14 protein-coding genes are annotated in these 21,353 nt (G+C 59.5%); 7 read left to right on the top strand and 7 right to left on the bottom strand.

Annotated features, from left to right (window positions below; all coding sequences use genetic code 11):
- Positions 1-80: 80 nt before the first annotated feature.
- The 3 genes from Q0J75_RS10675 to Q0J75_RS10665 all read right to left on the bottom strand — a co-directional run bounded on the left by Q0J75_RS10675 (position 81) and on the right by Q0J75_RS10665 (position 5,997).
- Positions 81-2,951, bottom strand: a complete 2,871-nt coding sequence (locus tag Q0J75_RS10675; RefSeq protein ID WP_297200892.1) for an EAL domain-containing protein — start codon at positions 2,949-2,951, stop codon at positions 81-83.
- A 381-nt stretch (positions 2,952-3,332) separates the two neighbouring features.
- A complete protein-coding gene (locus Q0J75_RS10670) occupies positions 3,333-5,303 on the bottom strand; it encodes a beta-galactosidase (protein WP_297200887.1) in 1,971 nt (656 codons plus the stop codon).
- 121 nt (positions 5,304-5,424) lie between these two features.
- Entirely contained in the window at positions 5,425-5,997 is a 573-nt protein-coding gene (locus Q0J75_RS10665; protein ID WP_297200884.1) for a polysaccharide deacetylase family protein, read from the bottom strand.
- A 245-nt stretch (positions 5,998-6,242) separates the two neighbouring features.
- Between Q0J75_RS10665 and Q0J75_RS10660 the strand changes: the two genes are divergently transcribed.
- From Q0J75_RS10660 to Q0J75_RS10635, 6 genes are all read left to right on the top strand, one after another.
- Positions 6,243-8,312 carry a methyl-accepting chemotaxis protein gene (locus Q0J75_RS10660; protein WP_297200880.1) on the top strand — a complete coding sequence of 690 codons (2,070 nt, stop codon included), beginning with the start codon at positions 6,243-6,245 and terminating at the stop codon, positions 8,310-8,312.
- 100 nt (positions 8,313-8,412) lie between these two features.
- Entirely contained in the window at positions 8,413-8,718 is a 306-nt protein-coding gene (locus Q0J75_RS10655) for a cysteine-rich small domain-containing protein (RefSeq protein WP_297200877.1), read from the top strand.
- A 145-nt stretch (positions 8,719-8,863) separates the two neighbouring features.
- Positions 8,864-9,724 carry a methylenetetrahydrofolate reductase [NAD(P)H] gene (gene metF, locus Q0J75_RS10650; RefSeq protein ID WP_297200875.1) on the top strand — a complete coding sequence of 287 codons (861 nt, stop codon included), beginning with the start codon at positions 8,864-8,866 and terminating at the stop codon, positions 9,722-9,724.
- Positions 9,721-10,365, top strand: a complete 645-nt coding sequence (locus tag Q0J75_RS10645; protein ID WP_297200873.1) for a Vitamin B12 dependent methionine synthase activation subunit — start codon at positions 9,721-9,723, stop codon at positions 10,363-10,365. The genes metF and Q0J75_RS10645 overlap by 4 nt, the downstream gene beginning before the upstream one ends.
- Positions 10,362-12,746, top strand: coding sequence for a homocysteine S-methyltransferase family protein (locus Q0J75_RS10640; protein ID WP_297200871.1), 2,385 nt, complete (start codon positions 10,362-10,364; stop codon positions 12,744-12,746). The genes Q0J75_RS10645 and Q0J75_RS10640 overlap by 4 nt, the downstream gene beginning before the upstream one ends.
- Before the next feature lie 181 nt (positions 12,747-12,927).
- The gene (locus Q0J75_RS10635) at positions 12,928-15,171 is read left to right on the top strand and encodes a methyl-accepting chemotaxis protein (protein WP_297200868.1); all 2,244 of its coding nucleotides are present in this window, start codon (positions 12,928-12,930) and stop codon (positions 15,169-15,171) included.
- Between the two features lie 68 nt (positions 15,172-15,239).
- On the opposite strand, the gene hydF is transcribed toward Q0J75_RS10635, so the two are convergent.
- From hydF to Q0J75_RS10615, 4 genes are read right to left on the bottom strand one after another with little or no spacing between them, the layout of a single operon-like run.
- Positions 15,240-16,427, bottom strand: a complete 1,188-nt coding sequence (gene hydF / locus Q0J75_RS10630; protein WP_297200865.1) for a [FeFe] hydrogenase H-cluster maturation GTPase HydF — start codon at positions 16,425-16,427, stop codon at positions 15,240-15,242.
- A gap of 12 nt (positions 16,428-16,439) precedes the next feature.
- The gene (gene hydG, locus Q0J75_RS10625) at positions 16,440-17,858 is read right to left on the bottom strand and encodes a [FeFe] hydrogenase H-cluster radical SAM maturase HydG (protein ID WP_297200862.1); all 1,419 of its coding nucleotides are present in this window, start codon (positions 17,856-17,858) and stop codon (positions 16,440-16,442) included.
- A 55-nt stretch (positions 17,859-17,913) separates the two neighbouring features.
- A complete protein-coding gene (gene hydE, locus Q0J75_RS10620; RefSeq protein WP_297200859.1) occupies positions 17,914-18,957 on the bottom strand; it encodes a [FeFe] hydrogenase H-cluster radical SAM maturase HydE in 1,044 nt (347 codons plus the stop codon).
- The gene (locus Q0J75_RS10615; protein ID WP_297200856.1) at positions 18,950-19,207 is read right to left on the bottom strand and encodes a TM1266 family iron-only hydrogenase system putative regulator; all 258 of its coding nucleotides are present in this window, start codon (positions 19,205-19,207) and stop codon (positions 18,950-18,952) included. Before Q0J75_RS10615 ends, hydE begins: the two co-directional genes overlap by 8 nt.
- Before the next feature lie 252 nt (positions 19,208-19,459).
- Between Q0J75_RS10615 and Q0J75_RS10610 the strand changes: the two genes are divergently transcribed.
- Positions 19,460-20,935, top strand: coding sequence for an S-layer homology domain-containing protein (locus Q0J75_RS10610; RefSeq protein ID WP_297200853.1), 1,476 nt, complete (start codon positions 19,460-19,462; stop codon positions 20,933-20,935).
- Positions 20,936-21,353 lie beyond the last annotated feature (418 nt).

Raw genomic sequence — 21,353 nt, 5'->3', positions numbered from 1 at the left:
CCATCATCGTCTATCCCTCCTTGCTGGTATTATAGCATGGAAACGAGGTTTATAGATGACTTTGTCAACAGGTCCAGGATTTAAGAGTACCTGGCCGCCGGAAGCAGAAAGTCCTCCAAAAACCGCTGGGCGGAAATGGGTTTGCTGTAGTAATAGCCCTGTCCGCAGTCACAGGACAGCTCGATCATCATCTGTTCATTTTCCTTTGTCTCCACACCTTCCACCACCGTGTGGATGTTCAGCTCCTTGGCCAGGGAAACAATGGAGGCCAGCACCTTACGCTGCTTGCCATCCGGGTCCTTGGCCACATCCAGCAGGAAGAGCCGGTCCAGCTTCAGCTCATCAATTTTGATCTTCCCCAGGGTGTTCAGGGAGGAATAGCCGCTTCCGAAATCGTCCATGGAGATACGGAAGCCCTCCGCGTTGAGCTGCTCAATGCTGTGGTTAAACTTATCCACATTTTCCAGAGCCAGGCCTTCCAGGATCTCCAGCGTCACATACTTGGGCTCGATATCGTACTTGCGGGTAATGGCCAGCAGCTTATCCACATACCCTTCGCTGTAGAAAAGGGGTTTGGTCTGATTGACGGAGATGGGGATGAGAGGCAAACCCTCGTCCTTCCATAGGCGCTGCTGCCTGCACGCCTGAGCCACCATGTAGAGGTCCAGCTGGGCGCAGAAGCCATTCTCTTCAAACAGGGGGATAAACTGGTCGGGATAGAGCATTCCCCTGTCCTGGGTCTGCCAGCGCACCAGCGCCTCTGCCCCTTCCAGGCGGCCGGTATGGAGGTTCATCTTGGGCTGCAGGTAGAGCTGGAACTCCTCCTGCTCCAGAGCGGCCTGCATGTGGCTTTCAATGTAGTGGCGCAGCTGCTCGGAGGCATGGAGGGACTGGTCATAAAAGCAGACTTCCTGACATTGCAGCTTTCTGGCCTGGGCCAGGGCGGCCATCATATAGCTCAGATTGCTCATGGAATAGGGCTCGGGAGACTCCGCCGTCAGCACACCGCCGCTGTAGATCAGGATGGGGTATTCCTCCAGTATTTCCCCGGATTCGCGCTGGATGTCTGCGCTGATCTTGCTGACCCGCTGGGATATGTGGGCCGGCGTATCATTTTCAAAAGCCAGATAGAAGACATCCGCCCCCTGCCGGCAGAAAAATTCCTCCTCTTTGAGCGCACCGTCCAGGATCTCCTTTACCTGGCACAGAAAGGCGTCGGCGGCCACCACGCCATAGGTCTCGTTGATATACCGGAAATTGCGGATGTTAAGGGCTACCAGAGCCAAAGGCACCTTTTCCCGGCACAGCTCCTCCAGCCGCTTGCGGAAGTAAACTCCGTTATACGCCCCCGTCAGCTGGTCATAACGGGACAGATGCCAGATTCTGCGCTCGTTGGCCTTCATCTGCTGGCGGTCCCGCTTGCTCCTGTGCCGCAGCACGAACACACACAGCAGCAGCGCCGCCAAAGCCACCCCCCATGCAATGGTGGAGCGATAAATATAGAGTAACTCTGGCAGAGAATACTCCACCTGATCGGCAAAGCTGCTGTACAGCATATTTTGACTGGTGGCGTCCCCCAGCGTACTGGAGTAAAGGTTCAAAATATCCAGCAGCTCCTGGGGCATCTGGTCGGTTGCCGCTACCGCATAGGAAAAGCTGTGTACATCGGTCCAGTCCACACGGAGGTTATCGTAAAGGACCTTTTTCCGCAGATAGTAATTGATGGAGTAGGAATCAATGCGGGCACATATTTCTTCTCCCGCCCTTAACTTGTCCAGGGTTTGTTCCGCGTCAAAACTAACCTCCATATTGTGATTATCGCCCTGCCAGCCATAGGACTTATCACTGACCAGCACATTGTTGCTGGTAAAATAGGGCTCAGTCAGCTGCAGCTCCACATCGGAAATAAGGTCGGAGCTGGTTGGAATACAGGCCACGATATCCACCTGACCGTTTTTCATCAGCGTCAGGCCTTCCTCATAGCTTTTAGCCACCACAGGCTCATACATAAAGCCGGTCAGCTGGGAAAAACGTTTGAAATAGGTGTAGGCAAAGCCGTCCAACTCTCCGTTTCTGACATACTGAAAGGGGGCGTTTCCCTCAAAAAACAGCACCCTTACCGTTCCCAGATTCTGAATGGTCTTTTTGCTCTCCTCCGAAATATAAAACCGGTCGGTGGGGAAGAAATATCGCTCATAAAGCTCATCCTGCAAGTGGGGATAGGCCCGGCTCATACGTTCAATGGCGTGATTGAGCTGCTCCAACAATACACGGTTTTCTTTATAAAGGGCAAAATAATAAGGATTGGGGGAAAAGCGGGCAATGCTGCGCAGCGCGGCAGACATGGAGATATCCACCTGTACAATGGCGTCGGCTTTCCCGGTCAGCACAGCATTATATGCCTCGCTGTAGGTCTCATACTGTACCTCGTGAAAGGTAAAGCCATTGACCGCAGCATACTGCTCCAACAGCTCCATCCGGTTTTCAAGGGCAGGATAGGTGGCCACGGTAATGCCGTCCCAGTTTGCAAAATCATCCTCGATCCATTTCTGAGAATCTATGGCCACCGCCAATGTGGTATAGGAGGTACCGTAGCTCTCTTCGGGATACAGAAAGAGCTGCTCCAGCTCTTCGGTGCGGTTCATGGTGCCCATCATGTCGATCTCACCGCGCTCCAGCATGTCCAGCAGTGTGGACAGCTGGGTATTGAGATCACCCTCCACCCGGACGTACTCATATTTCCAGCCGGTGTACACCCTCAGGCGTTCCAGGTAGTCCACCATGTATCCCTTATAGTTGCCGTTTTCGTCCACTTCGGAGATTCCGTTCTGAATGGGAAAACCCACCCGGACCACGGTTCTGTAACGTCCGGACGCATAGGCGGGAACGACAATGGACAGTGCAAGACACGCCGTCAGAAAAACAGATAACACCCATTTGATACATCTCATACTGATGCGTTTCCTCTCTGTAAAGTCGTCAGCGATAGGCAGTCAGAGATCGTTGCTGTGGGCGCGGACAACTGGCGGACGGCTTCAACGGGGGATTGGACCGCCGCCGCGGTGCGGGTTCTCTTCAGGCAGACTGTCTTTTCCCACCTAAATTTAAACCAGGTGGTACTTCAGGTCTGACACATTTAAAATTTATCTCTATTGACATTTTATTATATCTTGAATCGAAGGAATAGTCAATCCAACCGGGCAAATTGAAATACCCTGGATACCCCCTATGACAGCCCATAAATACTACAGGCGGCAGCCGGTAAAACAGCTGCCGCCTGTGGCTATTAAAAAGGTGTTTTAACAGATGGTATTCCACTGTTTGGGAAACCTCTATTCTACAATATGCTTCTCCTGGCAGGGGCTGACGGTACACTGGAAGGGGGCAAGGGTCTGGCCGTGATACACGGTTTCTTGGGAATTGTGATTGATTACCACGCAGATTTGGTCTTCTCCAGCGCCCCGATACACCACTTCCACGCCGGGGGCGGACCGCTCCATCGGAATCTTCTGCTCTGCGGCAATCTGTTCCAAAAGCCGCTCCAAGACCGGCTCCTCCAGGCCGCAGCCCAGATAGTATACCCACCCGGCGCTCTGCTGTTTCCGGGTCACGGCGGCAAACTCCTGGTAAAACTGGTCGCCATACCGCAGCAGCACTTCCGCGCCCTGGGCCACCAACATATCCCGGAAAATACCGCCCCGGCCCTGGACGCCGCTCCATTCCCCTGCTCCGATCAGGGGGAATTCCTGGCCTTCCTGCAGGCTTTCGGTTTCCGCCACACACACGCCCGCAAAGGAATCAAAGTCCACCGGGAGCGGTTTGCCCAGCACCAGATTGTTATGGCAATCCTTGACGAAATCCCGATAGGTCAGGACCACAGTGCCGCCCTGCTGGGCAAACGCCGCCAATTTCTTCTGAACCTCCGGTTTGGTCACAATCATCTGGGGCAGGATCAGCACTTTGTAGCCTGTCAGGTCACTTTCCGCCGGGATGATATCCACCGGTACATTCCGGTCATAAAAGACCTTGTGATATTTTTTCATTTCCCCTTCGCAGTCCAGCAAAACGCTTTGTCGCTGGATGCGGAAGGCCGCCAGGGAATCATAGTCGTACACAATCGCCACCTGGCTGCGGATGGGGGTCTCCAGCGGATGGGCGTAGTTTTTGATCTCCCGGAAAAAGCTCTGGACCTCATAGAACTTTCTCCGCTTTACATTGTCCGCGTCCAGCACGCCATAACAAAACTGCTCGGCGCCCTTGGTGGCCCCCCGGTAACGGAAAAAGAAGATGGATGTACAGCCCCGGGCCATACTCTGATAGGCCCACATCTTCGCCTGGTTGGGCCGGGGAGAAAAGCCGGTGATATCATGCCCCTGGGCGCCCATAATGGCCTCAGTGATCCAGAAGTTTTGCTGTTTCAGCCCCCGGATATAGTCCAGGCCAAAGGCGATCTCGTTGGGAGAAAGGGGCTCCCGCTGTCCGCCCCACACCGGATAATTGTTGTAGGCTGCAAAATCAAGGTGTCTGGACAGGGCGGAATAATCCACATGCTTGCCCAGTCCCCCGCCGGGGAAGTCGTGCATGACCACCGCGTCCGGGATGATTTCCTTTAACAGTGTGGCCTGGAAGGCGGCAAACCGCACGATACTCTCGCTGCGGAAACGCTCCCAGTCCAGCCGCAGGGCGGGATTGTGGGTGGTAATGGTCCGGGTGGGCAGGGGGATCTCATCAAAATCGTTGTATGACTGGGACCAGAAGGTGGTTCCATAGGTATCGTTCAGGGCCTGGATATCTCCCCCGAATTTTTCCCGCAGATAGGCGCGGAAGGCCTCCCGGCACTGGGCACAGTAACAGATATCGCTGTCCTCATGGCCCAGCTCATTGTCGATCTGCCAGGCAATGATGGCCGGTTCATCCTTGTAATGCTCCGCCATGGCCCGGACGATACGCCCAGCGTATGTGTACATCTCCTTGCTGTTGAAGCAATACACATGCCGGCCGCCAAAGGTACGCTTGGTCCCGTCTTCAAACTCGGAGAGGATATCGGGGTGCTTTTTGGCCAGCCAGGCGGGAATGGTAGCCGTGGGGGTACCCATCACAATGCCCAGGCCCCTGGCCTTCGCCCGCCGGATCACATGGTCAAAGAAGGAGAAGTCAAACCGCCCCTCTGCCGGTTCCATGATGTGCCAGCCAAACTCCGCGATTCGGATGGCATTGCATCCCAGCTCTTGGATATTGTCCAGGTCCTCCTCCAGCATGGAGGGAGCCCACTGTTCAGGATAATAATCAACGCCAAGCCACATGACGATTCCACCTTTTTGCTTTCAGCCGTTTTGTAAAAATTCCGACCCATATCGGGATTATTATAATCATTTTACTGGATCTGTTCCTGAGAGACAAGTACAATTTAAACCGCCGGGCAAACTACCCGCTGTCTCTTGCGCCCCAAGGTCTTGAAGCTGTTTGGGAATCATCCACATCCCACTGGATGGGCTCCATGCCAATGGAGCGGATGGCGGCGATCACATGGTCGTCATACTCCCCATAGGGGCAGCGGATCAAAGTGGGCCGCACGCCGGTAATGGCCTCGATCTTGTCGTTGCAGGCGTTTACATCTGCAATGATCTCATCGGTGGACAGGCTGTTGTAGTGGGCATGGGTGTTGGAGTGGTTCATGATCTCATGGCCCGCGTCGTGGAGTGCCTTCACCGACTCGGGGTATTTGTCCACCCACTCTCCTACTACAAAAAAGGTAGCCTTGATCTGATACTGGCCCAAAATGTCGATGAGCTGCTGGGTATCCTCGTTGCCCCACGCCGCATCAAACGAGATGGAAACCATCTTCTGATCCCGCTGAACGCAGTAGATGGGCAGCTGGCGCTTGGACGCCGCCGCGCTCACCGCCTCTGGATAGTTCACCACATAAAACATGGCGGCCGCCGCCAGGGCGCAGGCCAGTACCGCCAGCAGCTTCCGCCGCAGCAGTATGATTTTCATAGCCGTACCTCCTACCAGTTGATTTGGTACAGACTATGACAGAAATGAACGGTTCAGAAGCCCTCCAGAGGCCGCTCCAGCTTCCTGCCGACCGTTTACTTATTTATCCTGCGAAAATAATCAGGTGATCTCTTAGTTTATTACTGTATTGTGACGAAATAATAGTTAGATAGCGGTCGTATCTGCTGTCTCTCACCACCCAAAAATTGGGTGTTTTTATCACAACACCATTCGGAGGGATCGGTATGAAAGAGAGAAAAGGAAACCACAAAGCCCAAAACGGACGCATCCAATTTGGCGTGCTCCAAAAGCTGCTCATCGGCATTTTAGTACCGCTTTTTGCGGTATTGATCGTGATGGGCGTATTTCTGGGTCTGCAGGGCGCTTCAACTGTAGATGAAGTCATGGGTGCCGATTTGGATGCGGAGACCCGTGCCGCCGCCAACCAGGTGGAGTCCTTCTTTAACAAATACTACGGCATCGCCGAGTGTCTCTCGGCCACCCAGATCATTCGGGACACCACCACAGAGGTAACGGAAGGCGGGATTGCCGCCCACCGGCTGTACGGCAGCCTGTTGGAGACCCTGCGCCTGATCCAGCAGAACAACGAGGAAGATATTGACTATATTTGGGTAGCCAACCTGAAAACCGGTCAGATCCTGCAAAATGACGGGACGATCTATGAAAAGTCCCAGGTGGACTATACCACCCGCTCCTGGTACAGCCTGGTTATGGACGCCCAGGATACCATTACCACCGAGGCCTATGTCAGCGCAAACAATGATAGTCTGATGCTTACTGTAGCCAGCCCTGTGTTTGTCGACGGCTCCATTGAGGGCATTATCGGCATCGACCTCAATATGGACCACCTGAACCAGATCCTGTCCACGATCAAGGTGGGCGATACCGGATACATTACGCTGTACGATCTGCAAAATGAGATCGTCTATCATCCTGACAGCTCTGTTATGGGCACCAATGCAGAGGACGCCAACTACTCCTCCAATATGCTCAACGCCATTTTGAACAAGCAGAATATCAGCTCCACCCTCTATACCCGCGGCGGGACTGAATATTATGGCAGCACCACCGCCATCGACGCGGTTGGTTACACGGTGTTGGGCGTGATGCCTGTGGCGGAATATACCGCCCACATCAACACTACGATCCGTATTCTGATCATCGGCGTGCTGGGCTGCGGTATCCTTCTGGCTTTGATCTGCGTCTTGATCGCTCTGTCCATCACAAGACCTCTGAAGCACCTCAATACCGCCGTAGGCAAGCTGGCCGACGGGGAGCTGGATGTGGATGTGAAGATCCAAAGCCATGACGAGGTCAGCCAGGTAGGCGCCAATGTGGCCCGAATCGTCACCCGGCTGAAGGAATACATCCTCTACATCGACGAGATCTCCCGGGTCCTGAGCCAGATCGGCCAGGGCGACCTGGTATTTACCTTACAGCAGGAATATGTGGGCGAGTTTGCCAAGGTCAAGCTGGCCCTTCTGGATATCCGGCGCACCCTGACCGAAACCATGAGCTCCATCACCCAGTCCGCCGACCAGGTCAACGCGGGGGCCGAGCAGATCGCCAGCGGCGCCCAGGCTCTGGCCCAGGGTGCTACCGAGCAGGCCTCCTCGGTACAGGAGCTGGCCGCCTCTGTCCAGGAGCTGTCCAACCAGGTAGGCGATGAGGCCGGAAAGGCTGTGGAGGCCGGACAAGCCCTGCAGCGGATCAAGGAAGAGGCGGAGAAGTGCGATACTCAGATGGACCTGATGCGCAAGGCCATGCAGGATATCAGCATCCAGTCCACCTCCATCCGCAGCATCATCAAGACCATCAACGACATCGCCTTCCAGACCAATATCCTGGCCCTCAACGCCGCGGTGGAGGCCGCCCGGGCCGGCACCGCCGGCAAGGGCTTCTCGGTGGTGGCCGACGAGGTCCGCAGCCTGGCCGGCAAGAGTGCCGAGGCGGCGGCAAAGACCAACGAGCTGATCGAAAACTCCGTCCGGGCGGTGAAGCACGGCGAGGAGCTGACCCAGAAGACGGCGGACTCCCTGGCCATCGTGGCGGAGGGCACCAAGCAGGTGGTGGACACCGTCAACGGCGTGTCCCAGGCCTACCACGATCAGGCGGACCGTCTGTCTGAAATCGCCAAGGGCGTGGACCAGATCTCCGAGGTGGTACAGACCAACTCCGCCACCGCCGAGGAGAGCGCCGCCGCCAGCGAGGAGCTGTCCGGTCAGGCCACCATGCTCAAGGATCTTATCGGCAAATTCCACCTCTCCGACGTGGACAGCGCATATTTTGACTGACGGCTGTCCGCTCTGAATGGTCCGTCTCTTGACACCTCCCTTCCCTTCCGTGTATCATGAAGCCACAGACCCACCGATACGCACAGAAAGGAGCGCGGTTATGGAAGAGAACAAACCCTACTGGGAAGGCAAACACTTTGCCTTCTACAGCAACAAGGCGTGCGAGTACTATCCCTGCCACAAGGTCCCCGAGGGCCAGGACTTCAACTGTCTGTTCTGCTACTGCCCGCTGTATATGCTGGGCCGGGCGTGCGGCGGCAACTTCAAGTATCTGGACAGCGGGATCAAGGATTGCAGCGCCTGCACTCTCCCCCACAAGCGGGAAAACTACGGGTATATTGCGGAAAAGTTCCAGGCCATTGCCAAAGCCATGGCGGACCGGGAGCAGGAAGACGGGAAAATGTAAACCTTTGATTGGGCGGCTGCTGACGCAGCCGCCCAATTCCTTTTTCTCAGGGGAAGCAGTGGGCTTTTCTTCCCGTTTATGGTATAATGGTTCGTATTCCCGCGGCAGAGCCTCTGCCCATTTCCCAAGCGAAGGAGATCATGTTATGAAGATTATTGACCTGCTGACCCAGGACAGGCCCACCCTATCCTTTGAGGTCTTTCCTCCCAAAACCAGCGATACTTATGACTCAGTGGCCAAGGCCACCCAGGAGATCGCCGCCCTCCGCCCCGATTTTATGAGCGTCACCTATGGCGCCGGCGGCGGCACCAGCGACTATACCGTGAACATCGCCGCCGGCATCTCCCAGACCTACGGCGTGGACGTGCTGGCCCATTTAACGTGCGTCTCTTCCACCCGGGAGCATGTGGCAAAGGTACTGGACCAGCTGAAGGAAAAGGGCATCCAGAACGTGCTGGCCCTCCGGGGCGACATCCCCGAGGGAGGCGCCCCCGCCCACGATTACCAGTACGCCGCCCAGCTGGTAAAGGACATCCAGGCCCACGGCGATTTCTGCATCGGCGGGGCCTGCTACCCGGAGGGACACCCGGAATCCCCCACCAAGAACGCCGATATTGACCACCTGAAGGCCAAGGTGGAGGCGGGCTGTCAGTTCCTCACCACCCAGATGTTCTTTGACAACAACATCCTCTATAATTTCCTTTACCGCATCCGGGAGAAGGGCATCACCGTCCCTGTGGTGGCAGGCATCATGCCGGTGACCAACGGCAAGCAGATCGCCCGGATCTGCAAGCTGTCCGGCACCTATCTGCCCGAGCGGTTCAAGGCCATCGTGGACAAGTTCGGGGACAACCCCGCCGCCATGCGCCAGGCCGGCGTGGCCTACGCCGCCGAGCAGATCATTGACCTCATCGCCAACGGGGTGGAGCACATCCACATCTACTCCATGAACAAGCCGTCCATCGCCGCCTCCATCCAGTCCAGCCTGTCGGAGGTCCTGAAATGATCCACGCTCCCCAGGGCGAGGTCCTGCGCTACCTAGGCTACGGCAAGCACCAGCCTGAGGGGGAGAGCGCCGCTCTCATTGACGGGCGGGTGGCGGCGGTGGAACAGGCCGCCGATCCCCGTTGGACCGTCGTGGAGCTCCCCCTCACCCTCTCCCCTGACGGCGTGGCACTGGGGGACTGGACCATCCAGAGCCAAAAGCTGCGGGCCCATCTGGAGGGCTGCACCTCCGCTTTGCTCTTCGGGGCCACCCTGGGGATAGGGGTGGACCGGCTCATTGCCCGCTCGGCGGCGGGGAAGGTGGCCCAGGCCGCCGTGGACCAGGCCGCCGCCGCCGCCCTCATCGAGGCGGTGTGTGACGACGCCTGCGACCAGCTGGCCAAACAGTATCCCGGCAAGTACCTTCGCCCCCGGTTCAGTCCGGGGTACGGGGACTTTCCTCTGTCCGCTCAGCCTGAACTGCTGCGGCGGCTGGACGCGCCCCGGAAAATCGGCCTTACCGCCACCGACAGCTGCCTGCTGGCTCCTGTCAAATCGGTGACAGCGGTGATCGGGGTGGCTGATACCCCGGGCAAGTGCCACGCCGGGGGCTGCGCCACCTGTTCCAAGAGAAATTGTACCTTCAGGAGAGATACCACATGAAATTTTTAGACGCGCTGCACAGCCAGCGCCTGTTCTTTGACGGCGGCACCGGCACCCTGCTTCAGGCCCAGGGCCTGAAGGGCGGCGAGCTGCCCGAGACCTGGAACCTGCTCCACCCGGAGCGCATCTCCGCCCTGCACCAGGCCTATCTGGCGGCGGGGAGCAACATTCTGTGTACCAACACCTTTGGGGCCAACGCTCTGAAATTCCCCGCCAGCGGTGAATTTGACCTGGAGGCGCTGGTGGCCGCCGGAGTGCGCCTGGCCTGTGAGGCCAGAGACGCCGACCCCCGGCCCGATGTGTTTGTGGCCCTGGACCTGGGCCCCACCGGCAAACTCTTAAAACCCATGGGGGACCTGGATTTTGAGGACGCAGTGGCCCTGTACGCCCAGGTGGTGCGCATCGGTGCGGCGGCGGGGGCCGACTTGGTCCTCATTGAAACCATGAGCGACTCCTACGAGGCCAAGGCCGCCGTGCTGGCCGCCAAGGAGAACTGTGACCTGCCGGTGGTGGTCACCACGGTCTACGGGGAAAACGGCAAGCTGCTCACCGGCGGCACCCCCGCCTCCACCGTGGCCCTGCTGGAGGGCCTTGGGGTGGACGCCCTGGGCGTCAACTGCGGCCTGGGTCCCGCCCAGATGCTGCCCATTGTCAAGCAGCTGCTGGAGTACGCCTCGGTGCCCCTGGTGGTCAATCCCAACGCCGGTCTGCCTCACAGTCAGGGCGGCTGTACCGTCTTTGACGTAGGCCCGGCGGAGTTTGCCGTCCACATGGGGGCCATTGCCGACCTGGGGGTCCAGATCCTGGGCGGGTGCTGCGGCACCACCCCCGACCACATCAAGGCGGCCATCGACGTGTGCCGGGACAAGCCCTTCACCCCCGCCGCCGACAAGGGCCGCACCCTGGTGTCCTCCTACGCCCAGGCGGTGGAGATCGGCCGGGCTCCAGTGGTCATCGGGGAGCGTATCAACCCCACCGGGAAAAAGAAGTTCCAGCAGGCCCTGCGGGAGCATAACATTGAATACCTGCTGAACGAAGCCTTTGCCCAGGAAGAGGCGGGGGCCCAGGTGCTGGACGTCAACGTGGGCCTGCCTGAGATCGACGAGCCCGTCCTGCTGGTGGAGGTGATGGAGGCCCTTCAGGCGGTGCTCCCTCTCCCCCTTCAGCTGGACACCTCCGACCCGGCGGCTATGGAGCGGGCCATGCGCCGCTATAACGGCAAGCCCATGCTCAACTCGGTGTCGGGCAAGGCAGAGAGCATGGCCGCCCTCTTCCCCCTGGTGAAGAAATACGGCGGCGTGGTAGTGGGTCTGGCCCTGGACGAAAACGGCATCCCCCCCACGGCGGAGGGCCGGGTGGCCATCGCCAGGAAAATCCGCGACACCGCCGCCCGGTACGGCATCCCCCAAAAGGAGATCGTCATCGACCCCCTGACGCTTACCATCTCCTCCGAGCCTGACGCCGCTCAGGTCACCCTGGAGGCGGTGCGCCGCGTCAAGGAGGAGCTGGGCCTATCCACCATTCTGGGTGTGTCCAACGTGTCCTTCGGCCTGCCCAAGCGGGAGCTGGTGAATACCGCCTTCTTTACCCTGGCGCTGCAGAACGGGCTGGACTGCGCCATCCTCAACCCCAACAATTCTCCCATGATGGGAGCCTGGCGGAGCTGGCAGGCCCTGATGGGCCTGGACGGCCAGTGTGGGCGCTACATCGCCGCCTATGGCGGACAGGAGGCCCCCGCCGCCCCCATCGCTGCCGGGGACGGCCCCTCTCTGTCCGAGTGCGTTCTCCGGGGCAGCAAGGAGGGGGCGGCCCAAGCCGCCAAGGCCGCTCTGGCGGCTGGCAAGGCCCCGCTGGAACTGGTAGACACAGTGCTCATCCCCGCGCTGGACCATGTGGGCCAGGGCTTTGAGAAGGGCACCCTCTTCCTGCCCCAGCTGCTCATGAGCGCCGAGGCCGCCAAGGCTGCCTTTGAGATCGTCCAGAACGCCATGTCCGGGGAGGACCGGCCCAAGCAGGGCGCCGTGGTGCTGGCTACCGTCAAGGGAGACATCCACGACATTGGCAAGAACATCGTCAAGGTCCTATTGGAAAACTACAGCTTTGAGGTGGCCGACCTGGGCCGGGACGTGGCTCCCGAGGCCATTGTGGAGGCGGCCAGCCGCCCCGGCGTCAAACTGGTGGGCCTCAGCGCCCTGATGACCACAACCGTGGTCAGCATGGAGGAGACCATCCGCCAGCTGCGCTCCGCCTGCCCCCAGGTCAAGATCGTGGTGGGGGGCGCGGTGCTCACCCCCGCCTATGCCGACCAGATCGGGGCGGACTGCTACGCCAAGGACGCCATGGCCACTGTCCGGTACGCCAAAGAGGTGTACGGGCTGTGAGCCACCCCTGACATTTTCACCAGATAAAAAGTTTCTCATTTGTGCAAAGAGGAAAATCTTTTTCATCCTATTGCTTTTTGGCCAGATTTGCTGATAATAGAACCTGAGTATCCGTTTGTCGATGTGGGAAAATCGCCCGGCGCTTGCAGGCTCTGGGTCCCGGAAAGAAAGGTGAGCTGGTTTGAAGCTTGGTATTGGTAGAAAGCTGGGCATTGTCCAAAAGCTGCTGTTGGGTATTTTGCTGCCCCTGATCCTGATTCTGAGCCTCCTTGGCGTGATTCTGGGCGTACAGGTTTCCCATACCGTCCGGACCCTGATGATCGCCGACCTGAACGCTCAGACATCCGCCGGCGCCGAGCAGGTGGAGGCCTTCTTCAACCGGTACTTCGGCGCAGTGGACTCCATGGCCCAATCCCAGGCGGCCATGGGCGTGGCCACTGAACGGGACAAGACCACCATTTTCCGGGCGGAATCCTACACCGATCTGCTTCAGGAGCTGCGGGGCGTACAGAATAACTACGGCAGCAGCGTGCTGAACGTGTGGTATGCGGACATGGAAACTAGAGAATTGGTGGGCAGCAACGGCATCCTCTATTCCCCGGATAAGCTGGATATCACCGCCCAGGAGTGGTATGCCCTGGCCATGGACAGCACAGGCGCCATCGCCACCAGCGCCTATCTGGACGTGACCACACAGCAGAATGTGGTCACCGTGGCCCGCCCCATCCTGTCCGGCAGTACAGTGGTGGCCATCACCGGCATCGACGTGGCCCTGCGGGACCTGAGCACCTCCCTCAGCGCCATTGCTGTGGGCGATACCGGCTATATCACCCTGTTTGACTCAGCCAATACCATTCTCCACCACCCCGACGCGTCCTTGCAGAATACCACCGTGGCCGACGTGGACTACTCCGACAACATGCGCTCTGCGCTGCTGGAGAACCAGACGGTAGAGGGGATGTCCTATACCCGGGGCGGCCAGCGCTATTACGGCAGCACTTTTTATCTGCCTGAGCTGAATTACGAGCTGCTGGGCGTCATTCCCGCGGCGGAATTTGAGGCCGGCATTTCCAACACCGTCCGGCTGGTAATCATGGGCTTTGCAGCCTGCGCTGTTCTGCTGGCGGTGGTGGTGTCCCTGCTGGCGGTCTCCATCACCCGGCCGCTGAAGCGGCTGAACAAGGTGTCCGAGCAGTTGGCCGACGGCCAGCTGGATGTGGACTACCGGGCTACTGGTACAGATGAGGTGGCCCAGCTGGGCCAGTCCACCCTGCGCATTGTGGCCCGGCTGAAAACCTACATCCAGTACATTAACGAGCTGGCCTCCGTGCTGGCCCAGATCGGCCAGGGCAATCTGGTGTTCCATCTGGAGTGCAACTATCAGGGGGAATTCGCCCGACTGAAGGATGCGCTGTTGCAGATCCAGCAGAACCTTTCAGTCACACTATCCAATATTTCTCAATCCGCCTTCCAGGTCAATCTGGGGGCGGAGCAGATCGCCAACGGCTCTCAGGCCCTGGCCCAGGGGGCTACCGAGCAGGCCTCCTCGGTGGAGGAGCTGTCCAGCACGGTGCAGGAGCTGGAGCAGAGTGTCACAGAGGGCGCCAAGCAGGCGGGGGCCATGCTGGAGCAGCTCCAGCAGATGAAGGAGCAGGTCACCACCAGCAACGGACAGATGCGGCACATGCTGGCCGCCATGGGAGACATCAGCCGACACTCCAAGGACATCAGCAAAATCATCAAAACCATTGACGACATCGCCTTCCAGACCAACATTCTGGCCCTGAACGCAGCCATCGAGGCCGCCCGGGCCGGGGACGCAGGCCGGGGGTTTGCGGTGGTGGCCGATGAGGTACGCAATTTGGCGGGCAAGAGCGCCGCCGCCGCCCAGGAGACCAACGAGCTGATTGCCCGCTCGGTCCAGGCGGTTGCCCAGGGCGAGGGCCTGGCCCAGTCCACCGCCAACGCTCTGGCCGCCGCCGCCGCCACCGCCGACGGCGCTGTCCACACAGTGGAGCAGGTGACCCGGGACTATCAGAGCCAAGCTGCCCATCTGCGGGACATTTCCACCGGAGTGGATCAGATCTCCAATGTGGTCCAAACTAACTCTGCCACCGCCGAGGAGAGCGCCGCCGCCAGTCAGGAGCTGGCCGGTCAGGCGGAGTCCATGCAGCACCAGATCGCCCTGTTCCACCTTCAGGAGGACCTACGGGCAGAGCAGGCGTCTTTCGCACACCCTGTCAGCCCGGAGCCTCAGCCTGCCCCCGACCCTGTCCCGGCATCTGAGTTAGGCTGGGATGATCTTTGGGCGTGCGCGCCAGAGCCGGAGCCCCCGTTCCAGCCGGAACAGGTGACTGAACCGGAGTTTGACCCCATACCTGCACCTTCCTCCAGCTCCGCCCCGGAGGATATGCAGAAATATTGATTCAAAAAAGCAGCCTGTGAAACGCTCCGAAGATGCGTTTCGCAGGCTGTTTGTCATGTTTGGAACTCTTACAGCTCCGGGAAGGGCTCCAGGGTACGCTCCAGGATACCGTTCAGGGAGGCGATCAGAATTCCATAGTTGGTGATGGGGATGCCCTGATCGACGGCGGTACGCTGGCGGTACTTCATCTCCCGCTCCCCCAGGGTACAGCCCCCGCAGTGGATCACCAGCTTGTAGGGCGTTAAGTCCTCCGGGTACTCCCGACCGGAACAGAAGGTATAGTCCGGTTCCACGCCGGTGGCCTCTTTGATCCACCGGGGCAGCTTCACGGTGCCGATGTCCTCGCACTGCCGGTGGTGGGTGCAGCCCTCGGCAATGAGCACTTTGTCTCCGGTTCTCAGCTCTTTCACCGCCCGGGCTCCCGCCACGGTGAGGGACAGATCCCCCTTGTACCGGGCCATGAGGATGGAGAAGGAGGTGAGAGGCACCGAAGGGGGCACGATCTTTGCCACCTTGCCAAAGACCTGGCTGTCAGTGACCACCAGCCGGGGGAGCTTGGGCAGCCCCGCCAGGGTGAGGGCCAGCTCGCTGTCCCGGCACACCAGGGCAGCCGCCCCCGCCTCCAGCACATCCCGGATGGTCTGCTGCTGGGGCAGAATGAGTCGTCCCTTGGGCGCCGCCTTGTCGATGGGCACCACCAGCACCACCGTGTCCCCGGGCTGCAAGAGGTCGGCGATGAGGGGCCGCTTGGGGCCCTCCTGAACGGCCAGCTTGGCGGCCTTCTCCTTCAATGCGTGGATATGCAGGCCGGTGAGGGCGCTGACCCACAGGGTATTCTCCCCCTCCTCCGGAACAGTGTCCAGCAGATCGGCCTTGTTCCAGGCCAGCAGATAGGGAATACCCTTGTTCTGAATGAGGGCCAGCAGCTCTTCCTCCGCTCTGCCCAAGGGAGCGGTGGCGTCGGCCACCAGAATGGCCAGGTCGGTCTTGTTCAGGACCTGCCGGGTTTTTTTCACTCTCAGCTCCCCCAGCTCTCCCTCGTCGTCGATGCCGGGGGTGTCGATGATCTGCACCGGCCCAAGGGGCAGCAGCTCCATGGCTTTGTATACCGGGTCGGTGGTGGTGCCCTTCACATCGGACACGATGGCCAGATCCTGACCGGTGAAGGCATTGACCAGGCTGGACTTGCCGGCGTTGCGCCGGCCGAAAAAGGCGATGTGTACCCGCTCGCCGGCGGGGGTATCGTTCAGGCTCATGGATATCCCTCCTCAGAAGCGGAAATCCCGCTCCCCCTGGGCAATCTTTACCAGGCGGTCGGCCACGATCTCCTTCACCTTGGGGTTGGTGATGTATTCCTGCTGCTGGGCGATGACCTTCTCACCCACGGCGCGGGTCTCGGGGGCGGCGTAGTCCTCCAGATACTCTTGCAGGGTCATAAGGGCGTTGGGCAGGCAGCAGTTCTGGATCTGCCCCGCCTTGCACAGGGACATAAACCGGTCGCCGGTCCGCCCCTCCCGGTAACAGGCGGTGCAGAAGGAGGGCACATAGCCCAGTTCCATCAGCCAGCGGACCACCTGGTCCAGGGTGCGGCTGTCGGACACGTCGAACTGGGCGGAGGACTCCTCCTCCGGCTCCTTTTCCACATAGCCGCCCACGCTGGTACGGGACCCGCCGGAGATCTGGGAGATGCCCAGACCCAGCACCCGCTCCCGCACCTTCTGGCTCTCCCGGGTGGAGATAATCATGCCGGTGTAGGGTACCGCCACCCGGATACAGGCCACGATCTTGGCAAAAATGTCGTCGGAGATACCGTTGTCAAAGGAATTGGGGTCGATGTCGTCGGCAGGACACACCCGGGGCACGCTGATGGTGTGGGGCCCCACCCCGAACACCGCCTCCAGATGCTCGGCGTGCATCAGCAGACCGGCAAACTCGTAACGGTAGAGCTCCAGGCCGAAGAGCACCCCCAAGCCCACGTCGTCAATGCCCCCCTCCATGGCCCGGTCGTGGGCCTCGGTGTGATAGGCATAGTTGCTCTTGGGGCCGGTGGGGTGGAGCTTTTCATAGCTCTCCTTATGGTAGGTCTCCTGGAAGAGAATATAGGTACCGATGCCCGCCTCTTTCAGCTTACGGTAGTCCTCCACCGTGGTGGCGGCGATGTTCACATTCACCCGGCGGATGGCCCCGTTCTTGTGCTTGATGGAGTAGATGGTCTTGATGGACTCCAGAATATACTCCAGGGGATTGTTCACCGGGTCCTCCCCTGCCTCCAGGGCCAGCCGCTTGTGGCCCATGTCCTGGAGGGCAATGACCTCGGCTTTAATCTCCTCCTGGGTCAGCTTCTTGCGGGGAATGTGCTTGTTTTTGGCGTGGTAGGGGCAGTAGAGACAGCCGTTGACGCAGTAGTTGGACAGGTACAGGGGGGCAAACATGACGATGCGGTCCCCGTAAAAATCCTTCTTGATCTGCTTGGCCAGGTCAAAAAGTTCCTGGTTTTTGTCCTCCAGCTCACAGGCCAGCAGCACCGAGGCCTCCCGGTGGGTCAACCCCTTGCGGAGCCTGGCTTTCTCCAGGATAGCGTCAATGACGACCGCGTCGTTCTTGTGGGCGTCGGCGTAGGCAAGGGAGTCCAAAATTTCCTGGTGGTCGATAAAGTCCTCTGCTTTTCTGGATTTGGGATCGTACATAAGTGTTTCTCTTCCTTTCTTTTGGGTCAGGAGTTGCCCCCTTCCCCGTCAGTTTTTATCTTTTGTTTGGAGAGTCTCCACGGTGGACAGCCACAGTGCAGCCAATGGCAGCCAGGCGTTTCCGCAGGCCCGCCAGGTGCTCGGCGGCCTCGTCTCCCGTGCAGAGCTTGTTATCATATAACGTGTATTTCTCCCGGGTATCCGGGGGGGACAGGTTGGGCATGACCACGTTGGCCCCCGCCAGAATGCCCAGCTCCCGGCCCTGTGGGTGGATGGTGCCCAGAGCGGTGGTGGCAGGCAGCAGCACCTTGGGCAGAGTGAGCCGCACCAAGGCCAGCAGAATCAGGGTATCCTCCAGAGTGCCCGCCGGTTCCCTGGCAAAAGGGGTGTCCTTTTGGGGAATGAAGGGCCCCAGCCCCACCATATGGGGCTGAAAGTCCTGAAGAAAGCAGAAGTCCTCGGTCAGGGTGTCCATGCTCTGTCCCGGAGAGCCCACCATAAACCCGGCCCCCACCTGGTAGCCGATGTCCTTCAGGGTGTACAGACAGTCCATCCGGTGGGCCAGGGTAAGCTCCGGGGGGTGGAGCTTGGCATAGTGGGCCGGGTGGGCGGTCTCATGCCGGAGCAGGTACCGGTCCGCCCCGGCGTTAAACCACAGCTGATAGATCTCCCGATCAAACTCCCCCAGGGAGAGGGTGACGGCACAGTCCGGCCAGCGGGCCTTGATGGCCTCCACCGTCTCCGCCACCCAGTCGGGGGTCAGCCCCGGGTCCTCACCCCCCTGGAGCACAAAGGTGCGAAAGCCCCAGCCGTAGCCCTTTTCACAGCAGGCCAGGATGGTGTCCCGATCCAGCCGATAGCGGGCTACCTGGCGGTTGTCCCGCCGAATGCCGCAGTACAGACAGTTATTTTTGCAGATGTTGCCGCACTCGATGAGTCCCCGGACGTAGATCTCCTCCCCGTACCACCGGCGGCGCTCCGCCGCCGCCCGGTGAAAGAGGCCGGTCTGGTCCAGGGTATGGCGGGAGGCCAGCAGCTTCCGCCACTCGGCCCGGTCCAGCCGCCGGTTTTGGCACAGCTTGTCCAGCAGCTCACTCATTGGGCAGCTTGGAGTACACCGCCTTGCAGCTGACGCCGGACAACATCCCCGCCTTGCCGGACAGGGCGCTGATGGCGTCGCCGGGGGCGTCCAGCACGATGGAGATGATGTTTACCCCCCGCTGGTGGTAGGGAATGCCCATGCGGCCAATGATATAGTCCTTGTACTGGTGGAGCAGGGCGTTGAGCTCCTCCACGGAATTGGGGTCCTCCACCACCACGCCCAGCAGGGCCACACGATTTTCTTCCATAGTTTTGCTACTCCTTTCCAAAATGACAAATGGCGCGCCCGGAGCGGGTGCGCCACAGTGTTTTTCTCATCTGTTTGGCGGCCCTTCCCCGTCAGGCTGTTACCCCTTCCGCGTCAGTGTCGGTTGTTAAATTATACTGCATATTTTAGTTTTTGTAAAGTGGTGTTTCGCTCCGGTTGCTTTTTTTGTCGAAGAGGCCTACAATAGTGTCTATTGAGGTACCCCAAACAGAAAGAGAGAGAGGCGTTGTACATGAATCGGAACCATTTCCCCCGGGTGGGAGCCCTGCTGCTGGTTGGCACCCTGTCCCTGTCCACTCTGCCCGCTCAGGCGGCCGGTTATACCGACCTGAGCCCCAGCCACTGGGCTTATACCCAGATGACCCGTGCGGTTGACCTGGGGATTATCAACGGGGTGGGCGGCAACCAGATCGCCCCCGCTCGCACCTTGAGCTGGGGTGAGTTTCTCACCATGGCTGCCCGCACCTTCGCCCCCGACGCCTACCAGCAGGCTCTGGAGGAAGGCGCCGCCTGGGATCTGGCGGGCTACTCCGCCGCGGCGGAGGCCGGTCTTCTGCGGGCGGAGGACGGCCTGCGGGTCACGCCCGGCAGTCTGGGGGGCGGCATCACCCGGGAGGACGCGGCGGTGCTGCTCTACCGGGCGCTGTCCCAGGAGACCCAGGAGCAATACGCTGCCCAAGCCCAGCGGCTGAGCGGCAGCGATCTTTTCACCGACTTTGACCAGATGGACCAGGTCCACCAGGCGGCGGTATGCGCGCTGTCCGACCTGGGCATCTCCAACGGCAAGCCGGACGGCTCCTTTGGCCGGGCCGACCAGATCCAGCGGTGCGACGGCACGGTGCTGCTGATGCGTACCCTGGAAGTGGTGGACCGCCAGCGGGAGGGTGAACCCATGACCATTGTACTCCAGGCGGTGGACAGTGAGAGCGGCCAGGCGCTCTTCAGCCGTCGGCATGTGGTGGAGGTGGGCTCCAGCCTGTACGGCTTGCAGGAGGATGCCCCCCAGTACTATGTCTTTGAGGGGTTTGGGGCGGTTAACACCGTGACCTCTGCCTGCACCACCTACTATGTGGAATACCGCCCCATGACCCAGGCCGAGCGGGAGGAAGATGCGTTCTGGGACCAGGTAGAGGACGGAACGGCCAGCTTTGACGACTACTGGACCCAGCCCTTCTGGCTCACCGAGCTGGGGGAGAATCCGGCCAAATGCCAGCTGCTCTTCGGCACCACCGACAAGCGCCGCTTTGACAGCCAGGCAGAGGCGGAGGCCGCCATAACCACCGTCACCGTACCGGTTTGGACGCTGTCCGGCGGGGTGAAAAAGCCCTCCACCACCACCCTTCAGGTCCACACTGCCATTGCCGAGGATGTGAAAGAGATCTTTACCGAGATCTACAACGACCCGGAGCAATTCCCCATCAACGCCACCAGCACCTTCCGCTATGTGGAGGGCACCACCGGCGAGCACAACTGCGGCACCGCCATCGACATCAATGCCGACGAAAACTATCAGATCCGGGATGGGCAGATCCTGGTGGGCACCTGCTGGGAGCCGGGGGTGAACCCCTACTCCATCGCCCCGGGCAGCTCGGTGGTGCGTATCTTCGCCGAGCACGGCTGGAGCTGGGGCGGCGACGCCTGGGCTGCCGACAGCGACGACGCCACCGGTTACCACGACTATATGCACTTTTCTTATATGGGGGGCTGAGGTTTCGCTCTCCCCGGCCATTCCCCGCCCCCTGGGGCCCCACTTGTAATTTTCAGCCGGATAAGATATAATACTGGGGCTAATACGCCGAAAGAGGGTAACTGACCGATGAAATTAGGTATCGGCGTTCACACGCTGGATTCTATATCTCCATACCTCTCCATAAACGCCGCTAAAGCCTGATATAGCGCGGTTTTACGCAAAACCAACCAAATTATAACTTCATATTTCTCTATGCAGTCCCACGCGGAAATGGCGTAAAAATGGCGTAGAGGAATCGGCTAATTTGCAGATGGAAAAGAGCACTACTACTTTGAGAAAGCACAAGATGAGCACGGCCTATACAAACGGGCCGTGCTCATCTTTTTTATACGATCAAACGGTTTCGTGCTTACTTGTCATCGCTATTGGCGGGATT

This window comes from uncultured Flavonifractor sp., from assembly GCF_944385615.1.
Classification (GTDB): domain Bacteria; phylum Bacillota; class Clostridia; order Oscillospirales; family Oscillospiraceae; genus Flavonifractor.
The sequence above is the reverse complement of the archived record's forward strand: the minus strand, read 5'-3'. Positions and strand labels throughout refer to the sequence as shown.